Raw genomic sequence first — 20,402 nt, forward strand, 5'->3', positions numbered from 1 at the left:
GGATGCGACTGCAGCCACTGAAGCCTATCGCGACGTGGCACGGGCGTGAAGACACCGATTTCGAGGAAGGATCTATGTCAAAGCTGGATGAGATGGGAACGAAAGTCCGAAAGCTTCAGCTGCGCGCGGCAATTGCCAAGATGAAATTGCGCGACCTTGCAGAGGATCTCCCGGGAAAATGGACGGAGATAGAGGAAGTTGCCGAGGGAGCGTCGGCCGTTTTTGCCGAGTTGGATGGTGCCAGGAGAGAGCTCGCTGCCATGAAGAAGTTACGATGAGGAGCACATTCACCACCCGCGACGGCTCCGGATGGATGCCGGAATATCTCACCGCTATAGACGGCACGACCTGCATCGGCTGCGGCCGCTGTTTCAAAGTCTGCTCGCGCGAGGTCATGCATCTTTACGGCGTCGATGACGCGGGTGAAATCCTCGGCGCCTGCGACGGCGAAGACGACGATTTCGATGGCGAGCTCAATCGCATGATCATGGTCGTCGACCATCCCGGCCGCTGCATTGGCTGCGGAGCCTGCGCCCGCGTCTGCCCGAAGAACTGCCAGACCCATGTTGCGGCCGACCAGGTCGGAGCATGATCTGAGGAGACAAAACCAGGAGAACGCCGTTGCCCTTTAGAATGTTTTGCCGCGTCCTGGGGCTGGTGCTGTGCAGCACCGCACTGACTATCTACATCGCTTCTCATTCCGTCGGCACAGTAGTCGTCATGACGCTGGCTTGTTCGCTGCTCCTTCAGCTGGCGTATTTCGCAAGCGTGCTCTTTCTGATCTGGCGGTCTGGCTTGGTTAGCCGAGCTGGCCAAAGGGCTTAGGATTTCGGTGGTTGCAAGGAAGTTCGATCCCAGCCGACAGACCATGACGAGGTGAGGAATGAATCTTCAGATGTGCCTCAGCTTGGCCCGGCATTTCCCTGCCCCGGTGAGGCGTCGTGATCCATGGGAAATCTACGCCAATTTGGATAACCAGGGACATCGAGCTGACCGTCCAAGCATTGGTGTGCTTGAAATGGGCAGAGGTGGCCGCATCCTGGCCCGTCTAGCGTGAATCCAGCTGTTTGGGTTCGGTTGGCACATAATAGCCGTAGCAGCACGCCATCCATGCGGGTGTCTCGATGACGAACGCGGCGCTGGAAAGAAAATGGGAGCCTTCCGCGACGTCCGACGACGCAGCTGGCTCCAAATTAAAAGCCCATGAGCGAGGGGGAGCTGGTTCAGCTCAATCACGTGTTGCTGGAGAGAACATGCTGGAAAAAGTTCGAACGCTATCTGGAGTGCGCCCCTCGGACCGGACAGGGTCAAGCCGCAGTTTTGACCATCTTGCCGGGCGTGTTGGTCCTCGAACTGTTGCGGGCTGAGATAGCCGAGCGCTGAGTGCAATCGGCGGGTGTTGTAAACCTCATCAATGAAGCGGGGAAGGTCCTCAGCGACGTCGGCGAAGGTTTCGTAGGCCATCGGATAGACGGCTTCGACCTTCATCGTCTTCATGAATCTTTCCGCTTTCGCATTATCGTAGGGATTGCCGCGCCGGCCCATCGAGTGAGGAAGCCGGCGTCGAAGCAGGCGTCTCCGGGCCTGTCGGAAGCCGGTGGTTTCGGAGTAAGCGCCGCCTGATCCTGGGCTGCAAATCGTGCTCGCGCATCAACCGTCTGACCTTCTTGTGGTTGACGACGATGCCGCGCTGCCGCAGCGCCGCCTGCATGCGGCGATAGCCGTAAGCTTCGAAGCTGTCGGAGATCTCACCCATCGTCTGGACGACTTTCGGGCTGATCGTAGTAGGTTGATCGCGCGATCCCCATCAGCCGGCATCCTTCAGCGATGGAGACACCGCCGGGCCGGTGATCACGGATGTAGTCCCGCTTCTCGGACGTGGTGCGCTTTTCAGAGCCCCCTTTAGAAACTCAATTTCCAAGGCTTGCCGGCCTACCAGCCGCTCCAGCGCTGCGATCCGCGCCTCATAGGTCTGCATCGTGTCGGCCGCCGGCACGTCTTCGTCGAAGGAGCCGGCCTCGTATTTCTGAACCCAGATGCGGATCAGGTTACGCGGCAGTTCGTGCCGCTTGGCGAGACCATGCAGCGTCTCGCCGGACAGGAACTCCTGCACTACCTGACGTTTGAACTCGATGCTGTGCGTGCGATAAGTCACCATGGGCTTCCATCCTTCGAAAGCCCGGCTTCCAAGTCAATTCTGCTTGTTCATCCTGTCCGGTCCGAGGGGCGCACTCCAATCCGCTCACCTTTGGACCCACACCCATCGAGAAGCTCGATCGCCTCGGCAAACATCTAGGAGGAAAGGTGGAAATTTACGCCAAACGCGAGGACTGCAACTCCGGTCTCGCGTTTGGCGGAAACAAGCTGCGCAAGTTCGAGTACATCATTCCCGACGCGATCGCGTCAGATGCCGATACGCTCGTCACCATCGGGGGCGTGCAGTCCAACCACACCCGCATGGTCGCCGCGGTCGCCGCCAAGATCGGCATGAAATGTCTCTTGGTTCAGGAGAGCTGGGTACCCCATGAGGATGCCGTCTACGACCGGGTCGGCAATATTCTCTTGAGCCGCATCATGGGAGCAGAGGTGCATCTGGTCGACGAGGGCTTTGACATCAGTATCCGCCGCAGTTGGGAAAAGGCGCTTTACGAGGTCAAGGCAAGGGGCGGCAGGCCCTATGCAATACCTGCCGGGGCGTCTGTTCACCCGAATGGCGGCCTCGGCTATGTGGGGTTCGCGGAGGAAGTGCGGGCTCAGGAGAAACAGCTTGGGTTTGCCTTCGACTACATCGTCGTTTGCGCGGTGACCGGTTCAACGCATGCCGGCATGCTCGTCGGATTCGCCAAGGACGGTCAACAGCGCAATGTAGTCGGTATCGATGCCTCTGCCGCCCCCACCAAAACCAAGGCGCAGGTGCTAAAGATTGCCCAACATACATCGGAGCTCGTCGATCTCTGAACGGAACCCGTCGAGGATGACGTGGTGTTGCTCGAGGACCACGCATACCCGCGTTATGGCATCCCGTCCGAGGAAACGAAGGAGGCCATCCGAATGTGTGCGCGGCTCGAGGGTATGATTACCGATCCCGTTTATGAGGGCAAATCGATGCAAGGGATGATCGACCTCGTCCAGAAGGGCTTCTTTCCGGTGGTCGAGGGTCCTCTACGCGCATCTCGGCGGCGCGCCGGCGATCAACGGTTATGGCTATACCTTCCGCAACGGCTGACGCTCGACAGATTTCGACTACGCCGTCCTGCCGTGCCGGCCATGCGCTCAAAGTTCGTCGAGGCCGCTTAGCCGGCTCTCTGGCCCAGAGGATGCCAGCATTCTGAGGCGGTCGCGCGGCCGTCCCGTGCGTGCGGAGGCAACAGTGGTGGGGTGGAACGCGAGCAAGGGATCGGAAAGGCCGGGAACCGGCGGCTTCGAACGGTGATGGTGGAGCTGGCCTGGCTCTGGCAACGCTACCAGCCTGGTGCTGCCCAGGTCGCCTGGTTCCGGGAACGCACCGGCTCTACTGGCCGCCGCGTCCGCAAGGTCATAGTGGTCGCCCTCGCTCGCAAGTTGCTGATCGCTCTGTGGCGCTTCGCCGTCGATGGTGCCGTACCCGAGGGAGCGATCATGAAGCCCGCCGTATAATGAATATCGAGATCGGGCAGCTCTGCGACGGCAAAGCAGCCCGGTGACCGGGGGAACGTCCGTTGTCCGGCGTGGTGCTTCAGTGCCGTCTTCACAGAGTGGTGCCGTTCCTTTGGAGCTCTCCCGTCCCAAATGCGGCACAGTGGGTGGGATATCATCCCCCCGGATGTGAGGTTAGCAGGCAGGCCCTGCAGGAAGAGAGCTCACCTCGGATTACACCCATGGAAAAACATTGACTGGAGAATCACCATGTGAGGCCGGATACACGACCGCAAGCACCGTGTCTGCCGTTATGTTCAATTTCGCCTTGGGAGCGGTCCATACACGTCGTCCTCACGCTCCTGGCGGTGATTGGTCAATGCGCCTTGTAGACTCTAGCCGTCTAAGATCGCGATAGGGGCTCTGCTTGCCGAGGCCGTTGTAAGGGTCTGCTGTATGCGTACGGTGTGCGCGCTCCAAGGCATGGAAATGCTTGCTGCATGGTGGAAGCGCCTGTCACACATGAGCCGCCGCTGCTGGCTCCAAGCTATGATTTGATTGATTGGCAGGCGCTTTCGTGGACCACAAGCAGGTGCGTCAACTACCAGATGCCATAGTATCGACGACTGCCCGAAAACTCTAGAACCGAGTTCGTTCTAACGCATTGACCGAGAGAATATCGGCATGCAGAGCAACGTGACGACGGTGGAGGTTTCGAAGCGGGAGGTTTCGAAGTGCGTCTGTACAGCAGTTGAGCTGCCGCGCAAGTCCGGCCTCCATTGTGGCGAAACTTTTGAGGAGTATGTCGGCATTACAAAAGAGATTTGTCGGAAGCCACCGATCGTCCAAAGTTCCGTCAAGACTGTTCTGATCTTCTAGGTGAAACTGAAGAACAACCGCCGACCAACCAAGCGCATTTAATCAATCTCTCGTTGAACGCGACGCCCACATGCAGAGGGAACCCGAAAATGAACACTGACGTTTTTACGGCTCATGAGTCTAACGTTCGTCGCTACGGGCGGTCATTTCCCACAGTCTTTACGAAGGCCCTCGGGGCGACAATCTGGGACGAGACCGGTAACACATATATCGATTTCCTCGTAGGGTCCGGCGCACTCAACTTTGGACATAACAACCAGAATATTATTGCACCAGCAATCGAATATCTCGTTGGCCAGAACATTCTTCTATCGCTTGACATGTATACATCGGCAAAGCGTGAATTCATTGAAGTGTTTGTGGATTCGATCCTGAAGCCCAGAGGCCTTTCCTACAAGATACAGTTTCCCGGGCCGACCGGCACCAATGCCAACGAAGCGGCGCTGGCCCTGGCACGAAAATATACCGGTCGCTCGAGCGTCATGGCCTTCACAAATGCGTTCCACGGCATGTCACTCGGCTCCCTGGCGGTGTCAGGTTCAGCGTCAACCAGGGAACTGGGCGGCGTTGCTCGCCACGATGTGGTCCGCGTCCCCTATGACGGATATCCGAACCAAGCTTTCGATTCCGCCAGCTACATCGACTGGGTTTTGGGCGATCCAGGGAGCGGTATAGAAAAGCCCGCCGCAATCATCCTGGAGACCATCCAGGCAGAAGGCGGCATGAACGCCGCATCCGCAGCTTGGCTCACAGAGATTCAGCGCATTTGCCGTAAACACGGCGTTGTTTTGATCGTCGACGACATTCAGGCAGGCGCAGGACGAACGGGCGATTTCCTCTCCTTCGAGTTCGCAAAAATCGAACCCGACATCGTGTGCCTTTCAAAGTCCCTAAGCGGTTCAGGTAGTCCATTCTCAATTGTGTTGATCCGCCCCGACATAGATATATGGAATCCCGGAGAACATAGCGGGACCTTCAGAGGCAACAATTTCGCCTTCGTGACCGCAGGGGCCATGTGCAAACTGTGGTCCGACAGGCAGTTTACTGCAGGCGTCGAGCGGACAGCCGTCAAGCTGCAAGGACACCTTGACCGGCTCGTTGCGAAGTTTCCCAAGTACATTGAACAAAAGCGCGGCCGCGGTCTCATGGCCGGCCTCAAGTGCCGTTCGCAGGCCGTTGTCGGCCGTGTGCACGATCTCGCGTTCGAAAACGGCCTGCTGATCGAATCTTCAGGGCCAAATCGCGACGTCATCAAAGTCCTTCCGCCGATAACCATCACCGATGACGAACTCGACCATGGCATCGCCATCCTTGATCACGCACTACAGGAGCAAGCCAGTGACTAAGCAACAAGCGCCAGCCATCTCGCCTCTTGCGATCAGAGAACGAACCGGCTCGATCAGCACTGAGGAGATCATCTCAGTGTTGAAAGGTGAGATCACCGGTCTTCACATCAGGCAAGCTTTCAGTACCGAAATAGCCGAGGAGATTACCGCGAACTTCAGTGGCAGTCCCGGTCTCAAGGAGCGCAACGATGGCGTTCCCGGACAATATGTCGGTTCATCTCACTACAGGAATGATGCAGCCACCTATTTTGCGGAGGCGGAAACTGCGCGACCGTTCGTTGACGCCCTTTTTGAGAATTTGGTTGACCCGGTCCGAGCATTATTCGACGCGTTGAAGCGCGAGCTTCACGGTCAGGGCATTGAATTGCGGCTGGCCCGTTCGGAACAGGGTCAGGCTAATGTTTGTCGCGCTCTTAGTTGGTCTGGCAGCGGCACATTTTCCTTGGAGCCCCACGACGATCTCGCTCAAGTGTTATGTGCTGGGAACGATTACGAGCTTTCTGCGGTGGCGAACAACACCGTCGCAGCGCTCAACTTCTATCCCAGCATGGCCGAGGAAGGTGGCAATCTGCGGCTCTGGAGCCATAAGCCGACAGTCGCGGATCGAAAGTCGCAGGGTGTGGAGACCACGGGGTATCCTTATTCGGCAGCTTATCTCGAGGCCATTCCTTGTCGCGAATTCCAGTTCAAGGCCGGGGATATGGCCCTAATTGATGGCGGTTTCATTCACGGGGTCACCCGACAATCAGGCAACGGAAAGCGCCGCCTGGTGCTGAACAGCTTTTTCGGGTTTGCGCGGCCGGATCTTGTTCTCTGGTGGACCTAAACGTTCCCTGCCGCAGCTACTGGCCGAATTCCGCCGACAGTGAAGCTGTCGCCCCATTGTGATGGCGGAGGCCGTTTAGCCACAAACCCTCCGGATGTTTCCCGAATGTTGCCAGCTCCCAACGTTCCATTGTTCCCGGGGGGGGGCGGACACGCGCCCACAAATGATTGAGCGACGAGAAGCAACCGCCAAATCAACTTCGGGTGATCGCAGGCAATGGATCCCTCGGTACACCCCGAACAGGCACCTACATGCCTATGTGTGTGCCGCTTCTAACCTTAGACGTTTTCCGGAAATTACTTCCCCAGCTAAGAAAAATATATAAAGAAACTCTCTTAGCACAACTGACGTCAAGATCGCGGAGCCACTTTTTACATTTCGACAATTCCGAACTGCACGGCTTTTGTAGCTGCAGCCGTTCTGCTAGAAGTATCCATTTTTCGCATTACATTTTTTATATGGAAATTAGCGGTGTTTCCAGATATGCCTAAAATTTTTCCTATTTCCCACGAGGATTTCCCTTTTGCCGTCCACAGAATACACTCTTTTTCTCGTAGAGAAAGGTTAGGCATCTCCTCGATGGCGCCCGAATTATCGAACTTTGCAACTTTCAGGTGGAAATGTAGCGCCGCAAGTTGCAAGTACGCAATTGTTCTATTTTGGAATTCGCCATCCCAGGCTTGAGCAAAGCTCATGATCGCAAAGCTGCCGTCCGGGCCGTGCAATGGAACGCTAACGCCTGACCTTAAGCCGAACGTTGCAGCCTCGTCGAAAACGCGCCGTTCGTCTTCAGTCGTGCTTACGTCGTCGTATACCTCGCTCCATCGAAAGGCGCCTGCTCGCGTTCGACTCGTTTTGATGATGGGGTCTATCCTGTCGTATCCCATTTCGAAATAGCGCTTCTGCCATTCATCAGGAAAATTCAGTATGACCGCCGGATCGCGTTGGGCCGACTTTAAACCTTTTTGGGGTGCAAGAGAGTCATAGGCGATCCACGGGCAATCAAAATTCAGGGCAAACGCAGATAACAGGTCGAACAACCGCTCGGATTGAGCAATGCCATCAGTCTGGTCGACAAATCGGTCGAACTCGATCGCGAACGCTCCCCTAGCAGCCTCAGGGAAATGCGTCGCGTGGACCAAAAAATCGGATACTCTGGCAGTCATCCGCCGGCGTTCCATAGGCTGGGCTCCTCAGCATTTGTACTGGACGTTGTCACTGGCGCACAAAGCTGCCGATTGTAGCGCTGCGTCTCTGCGCGCCATCTTCGGCGCTCTGCGCGCCGTCTCGGCAGCCCGGCATCTACACAGCTCTACCATCTCATGGCGACTGGAAATGTTATTTTAACTTGAAGTTATGCTTAAGGTCGTGTCATGCGGACGCGGCTCGTCAGCGAGCGCGGCCTGGAATTGCGGTCGGGGCGGTGTGTCACTGTTCCCGACTTCACTCTCTCTCGATACCTCGAAATTCGGACGATCCGAGTGTCGCTCGAAGGGCTTGCGGTGCGGTTGGCGGTTGAACATGTCGCCGGCCAATCTCGACATGCTTCGCGAGAAGCATGCCTTGTTCACCGAGGCCGACCGGGCCAAGCGCGGGCGCGAGGCGATCGTCCACAATCGCGAGTTTCATTTTGCCGGCTACCAATCGTCCGGCATGGACATGCTGGTCGGCCCCATCGAGAGCCTTTGGGTCTCGATGGGGCCCATCCTGAACGTTTTCTATTCCGAGATCGTCAACGACTATGTCGCTGCGGAGGAGCATATCCACCTGATACACGCACTTGCACGAAAGGACGGCGAGGGTCCCAGGGTCGCGATCGAGCGCGATCTGCTGCGCAGCGGAGACAGCATCATCCGCTTCCTGAGCACACAGGCGAAGTAGCTTTCAAACAGAGGCACCCCTTTGGTCATTCTTCAGCGAGGAAGCGGCTCAGCACGTTGCGGGTGATACGTATGGTGTCCGGCTCGTTGCGGGTCAGGCCCATCACCCATTCGCAGGTGCCGGCGTTGAACACGGCGCCCTCGCCCTTCTCGAGATAAGCCATCATGCCGGAACCATAACGTTGCGGCGGCGCTTCCGGATCTTCGGTGCCACCAAGCAGCGCCTGGAAATAGTCGTGGTCGGCGTCGCCGACATAATATCGGCCGCCCTCGAGCGTCCATCTGGCTTCGGCCAGAACAGCGGGCGCCATCGCCAGGATCTGAACGTTCTCGGGAACGCCGTCCAAGCCTGTCGGGAAAGGCAAGCCGTTGCGGAAGGTGTAGTCAGCGCCGTCCACTTCATAGGCGAAGATGCTGGCCTCGCTGCCGAACACGTCACCGTAAGAGAGTTCCGTGCCACCGAAAGCCCAATGATCCGGTCGATAGACAGTGAACCCGCGGGAACCTTTGGGCGTGAAGCCGCCCCATGAGGCATAGGCGCCCTGCGACCCGTTGAGCCCGAACGTCTTGGCGCCGGGCCAGCCGAGGGCGGGATCCTCCCATGACGAGGTGAGCAGGTGATGGTCCGCGGTGTTCGCTACCGGATCATTCTGGTGCGCATGATATTTGTAGCAGATCTGCGTGGCGCCGCCTTCCAGCCGTATCTGCCACATGAAATTGGCGCCGAAGCGAGCTACCCGGCCGCCACGTTCGACGAACGAGTCGATTGCCAGGCGCATCGGCGTCGACCAATATTCGTCATGTCCGGCAATGGCGACGAGCCGGTAGCCATCAAGAAGTTCGGGGCGATTGTGCAAATCCGTCTGCGTCACGAAATCGAGATGGAAGCCATTGGCTTCCGCCCACATGACGAAGTGCCGGTCGAACTGGGCCCATCCGGCGGCGGCGTAATACAGGCTGAAGCCGTTGCCCACCGCCCAGTCCTTCTGCGGATAGGTGGGAGCGGAGCGGTCCCTGCGCGGATTCGAGCAGATGCGCGGGGCCCCCGGCGGCAACCACACCATGCCCCTAGTCCACGGGCGCAACAGGCTGAGCACCGGTGAAGAGCCGGTCGCTGTGTCCGCGGTCCCGGTATAATGATTGGCGCCGCCCCAATCATTATAGGCAGTCCAGGTCGCAGTTGGCAGCAGAACGAGAATCCGGCTCGGATCCGCAGCGACGGGACGCACCACGAAGAAATGATGCTGAACGAAACGGTCGCCGCCCGGCCGGGCGCAGATCGACACAACACGATAGAACCCTGACCGCAAATCGCTCGGCAAAGTCCATGTCGCCGCCACCGGCCAGTCGCAGCCATCGCGGTAGGCGGTCTTCGAGGTCGGGCTGTGCACGCCAAGCAGGTTGTCGGCACGATGGACGAGAAGGGGCTGCGCGCCGTCTTTGTAGATCAACAACGACCAGCGCGGGGCGCTGGTGCTGCCATGAAAGCGGACTTCTTCTCCAGGCGCGTAGGATATCTTGTCGGTGTAGGTATAGACATCCGGCCATTGGGGGTCGTCACGCGGGATCTCGAAGCGGTGAGCGTTCATCCAGCTGCCGTCGCCGTGCCACGGGATCGACCGCTTCGGACCCCCATTGAACGACCCATATTCGGGACGCCACGTCTCATCGGTTTGTCCGTGTTCCATTGGATGCTGGCTTCGCTGCAGGGGCTGGTTCAGAAAGTATCGGCGCTCTCTGGGCGTTCGACGCAGGATACCCACGACCCGCCGGGCATGCTTCGATAACATCGATCTTATAAGTTATCGATTGTCAACACGTCGCCATGTGTGGAATTCGCTTAAATGCGCTCTACCTCGACTTTCGGAGGATAGATGCAACGCAACACAGAACTCGTAGGCGGGAGATCGACCGGTTCGATCTCAGACGAACACGTCGAACATCTCACGGAGCGGGCAATGTTCGTCCGTCTCGAGACGATTCGCCTGCTCCATCGCAAAGGTGGGCCACTAACACCTCGGTCTTCATCATGCGCGGAGATCTTCGCCGCGCGCTACTACGACACGATGCGGCTGCGAAGACGCGAGCCCGCATGGCCCGGCCGCCGCGAATCTCGGGCCGTAGACGACCGTCGACCATAATCGTTCTTTCCAACTGGTTCTGACGAGAAAGCCGGTCGCCCGAGGCAAAGCGATTGCTCTTAAGCGGCGGTCGCGCCGAAGCTAAGAGGAAATCAGACGAGCAGTGATGCGCGGATTGTCCCGTTTTCGGGTAGTGTTTTCCCAAGCTCGCCAGACCGCAAAAGAACGAGGAGGGAGGCACGCGTAGTATCCAATGCTGGCGTATGTCACCCGGATAATAGTGCGAGCGAGTTTCGCCGCGCTGAACACGGCAGCGGCCACCCCGTCCTATGTCACCGATCTCCAAGCGGAACATAAGTAAGTCCTAATGCTGAGCTCGAAGCATGACCAAGCAGCACCTCTGATCGTGGTCGAGTAGCTCAGCCATTCGGCTTTCGCCCTCACAGAGCCGGGCGGGCGGATTTCCCGCCCCCGGCTCTTCCCGAGGGTAACCCGCGTCATATCCGTGCCTGCGCCCAAGTTCGAGTGATGCGCGGAGTTGGCAGGGGGAAACGCGCGCCGTCAGGGTCTCGAACTCCGACCAGCCCATGCGCCGGCTTTTCTGGCTGCGCAGGTCTTGCGCGGGCCGGCAACGCTCGCGTCCGCTACGGCATGATCCTATTGGCTTGGCGGTTCCTCCAATTCCAAAAGAACAGCGCGCTGGCGCACTGCGCGAGAACGGCCGATGGCCGTGGCGGTACGCGCAAGACAATGATCGTGGCTTTGGGGCGCAAGCTACTGATTGCCTTCTGGCGACTTGTCACGACCGGCGAGATCCCGACGGGAGTAGCGCTCGCCGCCGCCCATAGCATCTACCGCGCTAGTAACGGCGCGCTCGCGAGCGGCTTCGCTGCCGCCCGACCTACACCACGCGGTGGGAGTACGTCATGCCAAGCTGATAATTGCTTGTGGGTGCAAGTCCCATCCGGCCAAAGCCGTAGCGGGCAAGCCGGGACCGAGTCTTGCGGGCGTCGCGGCAACGCGGGGTCTGAAGTGTAGACAGGAGCCATGCGGGGTGCGGGAATGAGCCTCGAAAGGTGGATGTTCGCGGAGGCCGAGTGTGTTCCCTAGTCACGAAGGCAATATGAGCATCGTCGTTACGCGAGACGTTGCCGCTCCGTCGGGGTCGATGGCCGGATCACGCATGGAAGGTAATCATCGGAACATGAGAGGCCCGACCGGGTCCGCTGGATTGGTCTCCAGCGGGGGACAGCAGCAAGGTACTGCCAGAGCTGCCGTCCGAGCTGAGGTCGGGAGTCGGACTGGTTCATAGTACCCGTGAAGCCGTCGAAGGAAACGAGGCGAGTGGAGGGAAGGGACCAGCCTGAGGGGAGCCTGCGCGAGGAAGCCAAGGTCCGGACACAGAGCCGGGTTGCCTTGCCGCTGAACCTTGAGCGGGTGAACGCGGCGGCCAAGCAGGCTGCCCAAACCCGGTTCACGGCCCTGCTGCATCACGTCGACGAAGAAGCCCTTTACCGGGCGTTTCGGCGACAGAAGCGACAGGCGAGTGCTGGGGTCGATGGGATGACCGTGGCTAAGTACGAAGAGGGGCTGACGGATAACATCCGTGATCTCTGGGAACCGGTCCACACCGATCGCTACCGGCCACAGCCGGTGCGGCGGGTCTACATTCCCAAAGCCGATGGCGGTAAACGGCCTCTCGGGGTGCCGGCGCTGGAAGACAAGATCGTCCAAAGCGCGGTGGCCGAGGTGCTGAGTGCTGTCTACGAGGTCGACTTCCTGGGGTTCTCCTACGGGTTTCGGCCGGGGCGGAGCCCCCACATGGCGCTTGATGCCCTGCATACAGCGATCATGAGCCAACGTGTGAACTGGGTGCTCGATGCCGACATTCGCAGCTTCTTCGACTCGGTCGACCACGAGTGGCTGCTGCGGATGGTGGCGCACAGGATCGCTGATCCTCGTATCCTACGGCTCATTGGGCTGTGGTTGCGGGCTGGCGTCCTTGAGAGCGGCGAGAAGCAAGAGACGGACAGGGGTACCCCGCAAGGGGCGGGCATCAGCCCGCTCCTCGCCAATATCTTCCTGCACTACATCCTCGATCTTTGGGCCCACCAATGGCGTCGTCGCCATGCATACGGTCGCGTTGTGATCGTGCGTTACGCTGACGACTTCGTCATGGGCTTTGAGAAGAAGGCCGATGCAGAGGAGATGCTGTTGGCCCTCAAGGCGCGGCTGGCCGGCTTTGGCCTGACTCTCCACGAGGACAAGACGCGGTTGATCGAGTTTGGGCGGTTCGCGGCCCTTTCACGACAGCGGCGTGGCGAGCGGCGACCCGAGACCTTCGCCTTTCTGGGCTTCACCCACTACTGCGGGCGGACCCGGGATGGCCGGTTCATCGTGAAGCACAAGACGGAAGGGAAACGCCTGACGCGCAAGCTGACGGCGCTGCGCCAGGATGCCTGGCGGCTCATGCATGCGCCAATGGCTGCGCAGCACAGGTGGTTCGCCGCCGTTCTGCGTGGACAATACGGATACTACGGCAGGCCGCACAACTACCCAGCGCTCAACGGATTCCATCGGCAAATGCGCCGGATATGGCTACGGTGTCTGAGACGGCGCAGCCAGAAAAGCCGGCGCATGGGCTGGTCGGAGTTCGAGACCCTGACGGCGCGCCTTTCCCCCTGCCAACTCCGCGCATCACTCGAACTTGGGCGCAGGCACGGATATGACGCGGGTTACCCTCGGGAAGAGCCGGGTGCGGGAAATCCGCCCGCCCGGATCTGTGAGGGCGAAAGCCGAATGGCTGAGCTACTCGACCACGACCGCACCTCTTGACTATTGGTTTCGGCCCTGGCCGCATGATCCTGCGGTCGAAGGTTGCCCGTTCTGTTGAGAGTACGAGTGTCCGATGAAGGTGTCGGCCGCCTCTTGGAGCCCGTTTCACCGTTGTACCGATCGGATGCGAATGTATGGGAATGCGCTAACCAAACCGACACGGCCTATCACCGGCCGGAACAGAAGGAATGAACCCGTCTCGATCCGTATGACCGTGGCGCAGGCAGTTTCAGCCTCTTGTCAACTTGAAGTTGCCGCTCGGCGATACACGGAGATATGGCGCGTGGACGCTTGGGTGAAAGCACCTCCCGTCCAATCCCCCCAACGCTCCGCCAACTCCAACCCCACGCACTCCATTACCAGAATGCCGTTCTGGATTAGGGCCGACGCAGCAGATCGCAGGCAAGTTATTTGAGCTTCGCGTGAAGAGCAGCGGAAATGTATTGTAGACGCAATATATCGTCTCGGGCCGAGCGGTCGACGGCCAATGAGGAGAGACGAATGTAAGGACCTCGCGGCGGCATTCCCATTCTCTCGCACCACTCTTTGCCACGTTGTCGTCCTTGCCGACATAGCATAGGGATAGACATGTTATTCACCAACGGCCGGAAAAGGGGTGATCGACCAATCGATCAAGTCGACGGCGCGCTGAAGGGCACCCTCCGTTTCAGTAAGGCTGGGTGAAGTGGCAATGACATGTCCGATCCGATCTCGGAAATCGCCCTTCCTGACGATCAGCGTCTTGGGTTCAACATTTAATTTGACCTCGGCGACACCTGGTATAGCAGCCGCTTGAGTGTCGCCACCGATCCAGTCGAGGATGCCATCTTGATCGGGAAGCAGGAACCGCGCGGCCGCAGTATGCGAATGCCTTTTGCGCAGGTTCCATTCCTCGCCAATGACAAGCTTGATGTGCTCGGTGACGAGATCGAGACCGTAAGCCAATTGAACCAGTTGAGGATCGGGCATGCCCCCAAGGCGCGGATTGACTTCAATGACGACCGGGCCACGCTTCGTCCACCGGAGTTCAATGTTCGTTGGCCCCCAGCCAATGCCGAGAGCTCGCAAACAGCTCAGCGAAACATCGGCGATGCGCTCACGCTCCTCGTCAGTCAGCAGGGCCGGATAGGTCACCTCACGAATGACGAAATGCGGGAGGGGACCAAAGTCATTGGCGCAAATCCCAACGACCTCATTTCCCATAATATTAGTGCTATAGAACGGGCCCTGTGCGAATTCTTCGACGAGTATTTTCGGCGTAGACCGCCATATGTGCTTTCCGCCCAACAGATAGGTCGTATGTTCGGCTACGTCTTCGACGCTGCGGCACAATCGGACACCGATGCTGCCGCTGCCTACTGCTGGCTTAAGAATCACGGGCAGGCCGATCTCCGCACCCGAGCTTTCTACCTCCGTCGCGTTCGTTGCCAACCGATAAGCAGGTATTGGAACGCCGGCCTGCGCGAGGAGCTGGCGTTGATTGAATTTGTCGCAGCTTCGTTCAGTCGATTCAGGGTTCGGTCCCGGTAGATCGAAATGCCGGCAAAGCTTGCCAACTGTCGCATAGACCGACTCGTCGACGCCCGAAAAGCCTGTGATGCCAGCAATGTCATAGGTCGCACGTAGCCGGGAACATTCGCGGATCAGCGCATCGAGATTGTCAGTATCAACACGGATTGCCTCAATTCCTTCTGTCGCAAGATAGTCGTACCGAGATGGATCGGCCGACAGAGTAATTGGATGAAGACCAAGACGTTGAGCTGCTTGGATGTATAGCAGACCAATACCACTATGACCTTCAACCAAGATGAGGGCTCTTCTTACCATTGCTGTTACTTCCGATGTTGCGTGTTGTGCGGCGGTCCGAGCGTAAATCGGTATCGACTTTTTCAGCCGTGCCTGACCTCAGACTTGCGGTGAACGTACCATTGTCAACGACTGGCGGTCGTAAAGATCTTGTAAATTGATTTGAAGGATTTGTTGCAACGCTTTGGTTACCGGCGGTGTCGCACGAAATTGGCGCGGCGGACGAAGAGCCTCGATGCCAGGAGCAGTGCGGCGCTGCTCGGCAAGAACGCGCCCAAACCTGTCGCCCTCGGTGATCGGCCGGCTGAAAGAGGAGGGACTGCGGACTATGGTCGCTGGCAGCGCCGCGACCTCTCGGCCCGCCGCTACGTCTTTATCTGGACAGACGGGCTATCTGCACCCATGGAGGACGATGCGGCCTGCGTGCTGGTCGTCATTGGCGCAGACGCCGGAAGGTCAGAAGGATCGATCGGCCTCCATGTGGTGTGTGTGAGGTCACCCAGAGTTTGCGCGAGTTGCTAGTCGGCCTGAAGGCCCGCGGACTTCCATCGCCCCGGAGATCGCTGTAGGCGGTGAAGGTGCTGCGATCGCCACCCGTCTCGCTTGCTTCGCCGCTACCACGGTCGCGCAGCTTGGCACGCCTACCGGAACTGGGCGATCCGCGTCTGGATCGTACCTTCCGGACCATGGCCGTGTCGCACCACACGCGCGCGGCCATCGGCAAGCCGTTCGTCCTGCATCGCAGACAGGAACGCATCCGCTTCCGCCTCAACCGCTTGGGTCAGAAGCCGACGTGCGCCATCGCGCAGAACCGACCTCAGGGGAGCGTCGAAGTCGTTTCGATGTTGAAAAGTAAAAACGGTGCCATCAGTCTTCATGGCGTATCGCTCCTTCGGGAGGTTCTGGCAGGCTTTGTGACCCGCCTCGATCGCTGCCTTCCTCAAACCGTCATCACCCAGCTACCGCCATAGCTCATCAACAGCCTGCCCACTCTTCAACCCACCCAACCCGTCAAATCCTCTGTGCAGAGGTACTGGCGGATATCAGCTCTTTAATGGCATACGACATCCAGCATCTCATCGACGGGATGGACGCCGCCATCGCCGTAACACTGTGGGTGCGCTCCGAGGTCTATTCTTCAAAATGCGCTCAACCACTGGGGTCTGTCCGGCTGGCACCGTCAGGTCTGAGGCTGCGCCGTGCTATCATCCTCTGCATTTTCGCCTCAGGCACCCTTGCCAAGATTGTCCCGCAGTAGAACCTGCCTGAGCGCATCGACGAACGTACGAATATCTGTCGTACTATGGGCAGGCGTAACCGTCACCCTGAACCGCTCGGTTCCCGCTGGAACACTCGGCACCAGAATTGGCTGAACGTATATTCCATGCTGATCCAAAAGCTGACGGGACGCTTCCTTACAACGGAATGGATCACCGATCAGCACAGGAATGATGTGGCTTTCAGTCGGCATGACCGGGATGCCCGCCTCTTTCAGCAAGCCGATCAAAAGGTTCGTTTGCCGGCGCAGAGCAATTCGTTCTGAATCTGAACCGCGAAGATGGCGGAGCGCAGCCAGCGCACCCGCCGCCACCGCCGGCGCAAGCGCCGTGGTGAAAATAAAACCAGTCGAGAAGCTTCGTATGCTGTCAACAATGGAGGCCGGTCCGGTCACATAACCGCCCATCGAGCCGAACGCTTTACCAAGCGTCCCTTCGATGATGGTTGGACGACTCATGATGCCACGTTCCGCGGCAATGCCGGCGCCTTTCGGACCGTACATTCCCGACGCATGAACTTCATCCAGAAACGTCATTGCGCCAAATTCGTCCGCTACGTCACAGATCTCTTTGATCGGCGAAATGTCACCGTCCATTGAATATACCGATTCAAAAACAACGATCTTGGGTCTTGCAGGATCTACACTGCCCAGAAGTTCCCGCAAATGCGCAACATCGTTATGCCGGAAGACGCGCTTTTCCGCCCGGCTGTTGCGGCATCCACTGATAATCGAGGCATGGTTGTGTGCGTCGGAAAAAGTAACTGTGTTCGGCATCAACGATGCTAATGTACTCAATGATGAATCGTTCGAGCTGAAGCCGGAAACAAAAATCAATCCTGCTTCCTTATCGTGAAAATCCGCAAGCTCCCGCTCCAGCAAGACATGATAATGGTTGGTGCCACCAATGCTGCGGGATCCACCCGATCCTGCGCCGTTGGCATCGATGGCGCGCTTCATCGCCGACAGCACTTTGGGGTGCTGCCCCATGCCGAGATAATCGTTAGTGCACCAAATGGTTATCTCTTTTCGGCCGTCAGGCCCATTGAGCCAGGCCTTAGGGAAGTTGCCAGACTGACGCTCCAGATCGGCAAATTCACGATAGTCGCCGCTGCCTTTGAGTTGTTCGATACGTTCGGCGAAATATTGCACGTAGTCCATGTCAATCTCCTGTTGGGGAACCGTTTTTCGGCGCGCTGAGAGCTGCTTCACATGTGCGTGCACGCCGCCAACGCCCGTCGCATCCTCAACAAACACCAGCAAATTGGATTTCGGCCAACCCGCTTGCCCGGGTTGGGCCGCCATAATTAGTTGAATAATAAGAATTAGTTGAATAATAATCCATAAAATTCAAGTAAAATAAACGTTCGTATTGTTAAATTACTCGTCACAAAAAAATAAAAGTTAAAAATTGTAGGATGCCGGATGGCTCCGCGCGCGTGAATGCCTGCGTTTCAACCTCCGCCCGCCTGATCGGACAGCGTGACGATTTCGACATTGACCTGGGGGGTCGCTTTCTTCAGCCCTTGTTGGAACCCCGGCCCCCGAATAGAGACGAGGAGAATTCCCATGGGCGTTATGGAGATGCAGCCCGGTGAGGTGGGTAGCCTGTCCGCCCGGATTTACAACAAGGTGCGGGAAGGCCTGATCATCGGCAATTTCGCACCGGGCGATCGCCTCCTCATGCAGGATCTTGCAGAGCAGCTCGGAACCAGCATTACGCCGGTACGCGAAGCCTGTCTGCGGCTCGTCAGCGAGCAGGCGCTCGAGTTGCGCTCCGGCAGGTTCGCCGCGGTGCCAGACCTCAGCCGCGCCCGCTACATTCAGATCAAGCTGATCCGCGTGGCACTTGAAGGGCTTGCGGCAGAACACGCTGCCGACCATTTTGCCCCCGCCGATCTCGAACAGCTTGAGACCTTCCGCGCCTCATTTGTAGAGAGCAATAAGGCCGGTAACATCAAGGAAGCGCGATCCTCCAATCGCGCTTTCCACTTCGGCGTCTACCGCCTGTCGCGTATGCCGATGCTGATCGGACAGATCGAAAGCATGTGGGCCTCGATGGGTCCAATCCTAAACGTTTACGATCGGGAAATTCCGCGCGGGTACACCGGCGCGGAAGAACATGACCATCTCATCGAGGCCCTTGAGGGCTGGCGACAGGAAGAGGGCCCGCGAAGCGATCGAGAACGACATCCAGCGAGGCTCACATGGTTTTCTGCGCTATTTCGACGAGCGCGGCTCCGGCTGAGCTGAGTTGCCCTAAGCACCATCGATCTGCGCGACGCGCGGTGTGCGCAGGCCGGCTGTTTCTCCGCCGTCTACAGTCACCACCGTGCCGTTGACATAGCTCGATTGACTCGAAAGTAACCAAGCGACGACATCAGCGATCTCTTCAGGGGCACCGAAGCGGTTGGCAGGGATCCGCAGTTCGAGCTGCTTCTTGCGCAGTGCATCGCTTGATGTTGCCCATCATGCGTGTTTCGATCTGGCCGGGGCAGACAGCGTTGAAGCGGATCTCCTCGCCGAACTCCAGCGCGAGTGCCTGCGTCAGCCCGATGACCGCGGCCTTCGAGGCGCAGTAGGCAGCGAGCCCTTCTTCGCCCGTCTTTCCGGCGATGCTGGCCATGTTGACAACTGAACCCCTCCCATGCCGCAAGCCGTCCAGCGCATGACGGATGAAGAAAAAGGCGCTACGTGCATTAACCGCCAGGACCTCATCCCAATCGTCCTGGGTGGCGGAGGCGAAGGCAATGCGCTTCGACATGCCGGCATTGTTCACGAGGCCCGCGAGCCGGCCGTCGCCAAGTTCAAGCGCGCGGTCAATGACACGGCGGCAATGGTCTTCACGGATGACGTCACCGGCCACGAACGTGACGCCGTGATTGGCGCGTTCGAGCGTCGCGCCCGCTTCTGCATCTCGGCCGGTCGCCACCACTCTGGAACCGGCAGACGCAAGTTTCTCCACGCAGGCCCGCCCTATCCCGTGCGTGGCACCTGTTACGATGATCATTCCAATTTCACTCCATTACGTATTGGCAACCGCACGATTTGCGGCGGCTCGCTTCTGGGCCAATGCACCACATCAAAACGATGGAAATGATGATTAGCAACGTGGACGACGGCGCTCAAGCGCCGCGCCGTCGACAGAACGGCTAGGTTGGCGATACTGCGCATGATGAGAAGGCGCAGATCCGCCGCGAGTTCGATCGGCTCGAATTGTTGCTCGCCCAGATCAAGCAGATAGAGGCCGAGCGCGACGCCCTATTGACAACCGAAGTCGCCGAAACCGCGGCAGCGACATTGCTCGACCTCAAGACTGGTCTTGTCCTCCGGGGTCCTTGCCGCCGCAAGCGGGATGTTGGTGCAGCCGTCTCGAGTGGCGACCGTATGTGAGCTTGATCAGGCCCGAATCTCCGAGCCGCGTTACGCAATCGGGCCCAGTCGGAGGACTGTCTTTCTTTGCCGATGCACGTCTCATCGCCTGCGATGCGCGCGAAGAAGCGGGCTGCCGGGCGGTCGTCGATGCCGCGCTGGACTTTGGCCGGGGGAAGATCGACGGGCTCGTCAACAATGCACGAATGACGGGGCGGGGCGACTTCTCGTGTGCAACCCTAGACGGCTGGGATGAGATCATGACTGTGAATGCGCGCTCGGCATTCATGTTCACATTCACACGCGTGACACTGGCACGACTTTGCGCGGCGCGCGGCTCCGTCGTCATGATGTCTTCGGTTGCCGGGCTAATGGGGGAGCAAGGGCTTGCCATCTATTCGGCCTGGCTGATCGCCCTGGCTTATTCGCTGGCGCTGTAGATCAGCGAGGCATGGCTGCTGTCTCCGGCCTCGTCTTTCGTCAAGG

Annotated in this window: 14 protein-coding genes and 8 pseudogenes; 13 read left to right on the forward strand and 9 right to left on the reverse strand. The window is 58.6% G+C overall.

What is annotated here, in order from left to right:
• Positions 1-74: 74 nt before the first annotated feature.
• The 3 genes from NLY36_RS20895 to NLY36_RS20905 all read left to right on the forward strand — a co-directional run bounded on the left by NLY36_RS20895 (position 75) and on the right by NLY36_RS20905 (position 825).
• Positions 75-278 carry a CCE_0567 family metalloprotein gene (locus tag NLY36_RS20895; RefSeq protein ID WP_023736355.1) on the forward strand — a complete coding sequence of 68 codons (204 nt, stop codon included), beginning with the start codon at positions 75-77 and terminating at the stop codon, positions 276-278.
• Positions 275-592, forward strand: a complete 318-nt coding sequence (fdxB, locus tag NLY36_RS20900) for a ferredoxin III, nif-specific (RefSeq protein ID WP_023736356.1) — start codon at positions 275-277, stop codon at positions 590-592. Before NLY36_RS20895 ends, fdxB begins: the two co-directional genes overlap by 4 nt.
• Before the next feature lie 128 nt (positions 593-720).
• Positions 721-825: an exopolysaccharide production repressor protein gene (locus NLY36_RS20905; RefSeq protein ID WP_245260297.1), complete on the forward strand. Its 105-nt coding sequence runs from the start codon at positions 721-723 to the stop codon at positions 823-825.
• A 522-nt stretch (positions 826-1,347) separates the two neighbouring features.
• Here the strand turns inward: NLY36_RS20905 and NLY36_RS31770 are convergent.
• The 3 genes and pseudogenes from NLY36_RS31770 to NLY36_RS20915 form a co-directional block, all read right to left on the reverse strand.
• Positions 1,348-1,548 (reverse strand): annotated as a pseudogene (locus NLY36_RS31770) (integrase core domain-containing protein); the annotation flags it as partial.
• 64 nt (positions 1,549-1,612) lie between these two features.
• A pseudogene (locus tag NLY36_RS20910) lies at positions 1,613-1,726 on the reverse strand (IS3 family transposase); the annotation flags it as partial.
• Positions 1,727-1,807: 81 nt separating this feature from the next.
• Complete coding sequence (locus NLY36_RS20915; RefSeq protein ID WP_023736360.1) at positions 1,808-2,158, reverse strand: transposase; 351 nt, start codon at positions 2,156-2,158, stop codon at positions 1,808-1,810.
• 104 nt (positions 2,159-2,262) lie between these two features.
• Here NLY36_RS20915 and NLY36_RS20920 point away from each other — a divergent pair.
• The 4 genes and pseudogenes from NLY36_RS20920 (at position 2,263) to NLY36_RS20935 (ending at position 6,666) form a co-directional block, all read left to right on the forward strand.
• Positions 2,263-3,226 (forward strand): annotated as a pseudogene (locus NLY36_RS20920) (1-aminocyclopropane-1-carboxylate deaminase).
• A 140-nt stretch (positions 3,227-3,366) separates the two neighbouring features.
• Positions 3,367-3,636: pseudogene (locus tag NLY36_RS20925) on the forward strand (transposase); the annotation flags it as partial.
• Between the two features lie 947 nt (positions 3,637-4,583).
• Positions 4,584-5,840, forward strand: a complete 1,257-nt coding sequence (ectB, locus tag NLY36_RS20930) for a diaminobutyrate--2-oxoglutarate transaminase (RefSeq protein WP_023737192.1) — start codon at positions 4,584-4,586, stop codon at positions 5,838-5,840.
• Positions 5,833-6,666, forward strand: a complete 834-nt coding sequence (locus tag NLY36_RS20935) for a 2OG-Fe(II)-dependent halogenase WelO5 family protein (RefSeq protein ID WP_023737193.1) — start codon at positions 5,833-5,835, stop codon at positions 6,664-6,666. Before ectB ends, NLY36_RS20935 begins: the two co-directional genes overlap by 8 nt.
• Before the next feature lie 371 nt (positions 6,667-7,037).
• Here NLY36_RS20935 and NLY36_RS20940 read toward each other — a convergent pair whose 3' ends face one another.
• On the reverse strand, positions 7,038-7,847 hold the full coding sequence (locus NLY36_RS20940) for a helix-turn-helix transcriptional regulator (protein WP_023737194.1): 810 nt from the start codon (positions 7,845-7,847) through the stop codon (positions 7,038-7,040).
• Positions 7,848-8,187: 340 nt separating this feature from the next.
• Between NLY36_RS20940 and NLY36_RS20945 the strand changes: the two genes are divergently transcribed.
• Positions 8,188-8,547, forward strand: coding sequence for an FCD domain-containing protein (locus NLY36_RS20945; protein WP_023737195.1), 360 nt, complete (start codon positions 8,188-8,190; stop codon positions 8,545-8,547).
• Positions 8,548-8,572: 25 nt separating this feature from the next.
• On the opposite strand, the gene NLY36_RS20950 is transcribed toward NLY36_RS20945, so the two are convergent.
• A complete protein-coding gene (locus tag NLY36_RS20950) occupies positions 8,573-10,234 on the reverse strand; it encodes a N,N-dimethylformamidase beta subunit family domain-containing protein (RefSeq protein WP_245260342.1) in 1,662 nt (553 codons plus the stop codon).
• 1,005 nt (positions 10,235-11,239) lie between these two features.
• On the opposite strand from NLY36_RS20950, the pseudogene NLY36_RS31775 reads away from it, so the two are divergent.
• Both NLY36_RS31775 and ltrA read left to right on the forward strand, forming a co-directional pair.
• Positions 11,240-11,470: pseudogene (locus NLY36_RS31775) on the forward strand (IS110 family RNA-guided transposase); the annotation flags it as partial.
• Positions 11,471-11,971: 501 nt separating this feature from the next.
• Positions 11,972-13,462, forward strand: coding sequence for a group II intron reverse transcriptase/maturase (gene ltrA, locus NLY36_RS20955; RefSeq protein ID WP_286461360.1), 1,491 nt, complete (start codon positions 11,972-11,974; stop codon positions 13,460-13,462).
• 591 nt (positions 13,463-14,053) lie between these two features.
• Here the strand turns inward: ltrA and NLY36_RS20960 are convergent.
• A complete protein-coding gene (locus NLY36_RS20960) occupies positions 14,054-15,289 on the reverse strand; it encodes an ATP-grasp domain-containing protein (RefSeq protein WP_023737321.1) in 1,236 nt (411 codons plus the stop codon).
• 186 nt (positions 15,290-15,475) lie between these two features.
• Here NLY36_RS20960 and NLY36_RS31780 point away from each other — a divergent pair.
• Positions 15,476-15,839 (forward strand): annotated as a pseudogene (locus NLY36_RS31780) (transposase); the annotation flags it as partial.
• Here NLY36_RS31780 and NLY36_RS20965 read toward each other — a convergent pair.
• Positions 15,837-16,146: pseudogene (locus NLY36_RS20965) on the reverse strand (IS256 family transposase); the annotation flags it as partial. The pseudogenes NLY36_RS31780 and NLY36_RS20965 sit on opposite strands and share 3 nt — an antisense overlap.
• A gap of 347 nt (positions 16,147-16,493) precedes the next feature.
• Positions 16,494-17,705 carry a 5-aminolevulinate synthase gene (gene hemA / locus NLY36_RS20970; protein WP_031249533.1) on the reverse strand — a complete coding sequence of 404 codons (1,212 nt, stop codon included), beginning with the start codon at positions 17,703-17,705 and terminating at the stop codon, positions 16,494-16,496.
• Between the two features lie 408 nt (positions 17,706-18,113).
• On the opposite strand from hemA, the gene NLY36_RS20975 reads away from it, so the two are divergent.
• Complete coding sequence (locus tag NLY36_RS20975; RefSeq protein WP_286461361.1) at positions 18,114-18,797, forward strand: FCD domain-containing protein; 684 nt, start codon at positions 18,114-18,116, stop codon at positions 18,795-18,797.
• A gap of 6 nt (positions 18,798-18,803) precedes the next feature.
• Here the strand turns inward: NLY36_RS20975 and NLY36_RS20985 are convergent.
• Positions 18,804-19,554 (reverse strand): annotated as a pseudogene (locus NLY36_RS20985) (SDR family NAD(P)-dependent oxidoreductase).
• Between the two features lie 379 nt (positions 19,555-19,933).
• Between NLY36_RS20985 and NLY36_RS20990 the strand changes: the two are divergent.
• Positions 19,934-20,356, forward strand: a complete 423-nt coding sequence (locus NLY36_RS20990; RefSeq protein ID WP_023737332.1) for an SDR family NAD(P)-dependent oxidoreductase — start codon at positions 19,934-19,936, stop codon at positions 20,354-20,356.
• Positions 20,357-20,402 lie beyond the last annotated feature (46 nt).

Source organism: Mesorhizobium sp. C399B, from assembly GCF_030323185.1.
Classification (GTDB): Bacteria; Pseudomonadota; Alphaproteobacteria; order Rhizobiales; family Rhizobiaceae; genus Mesorhizobium.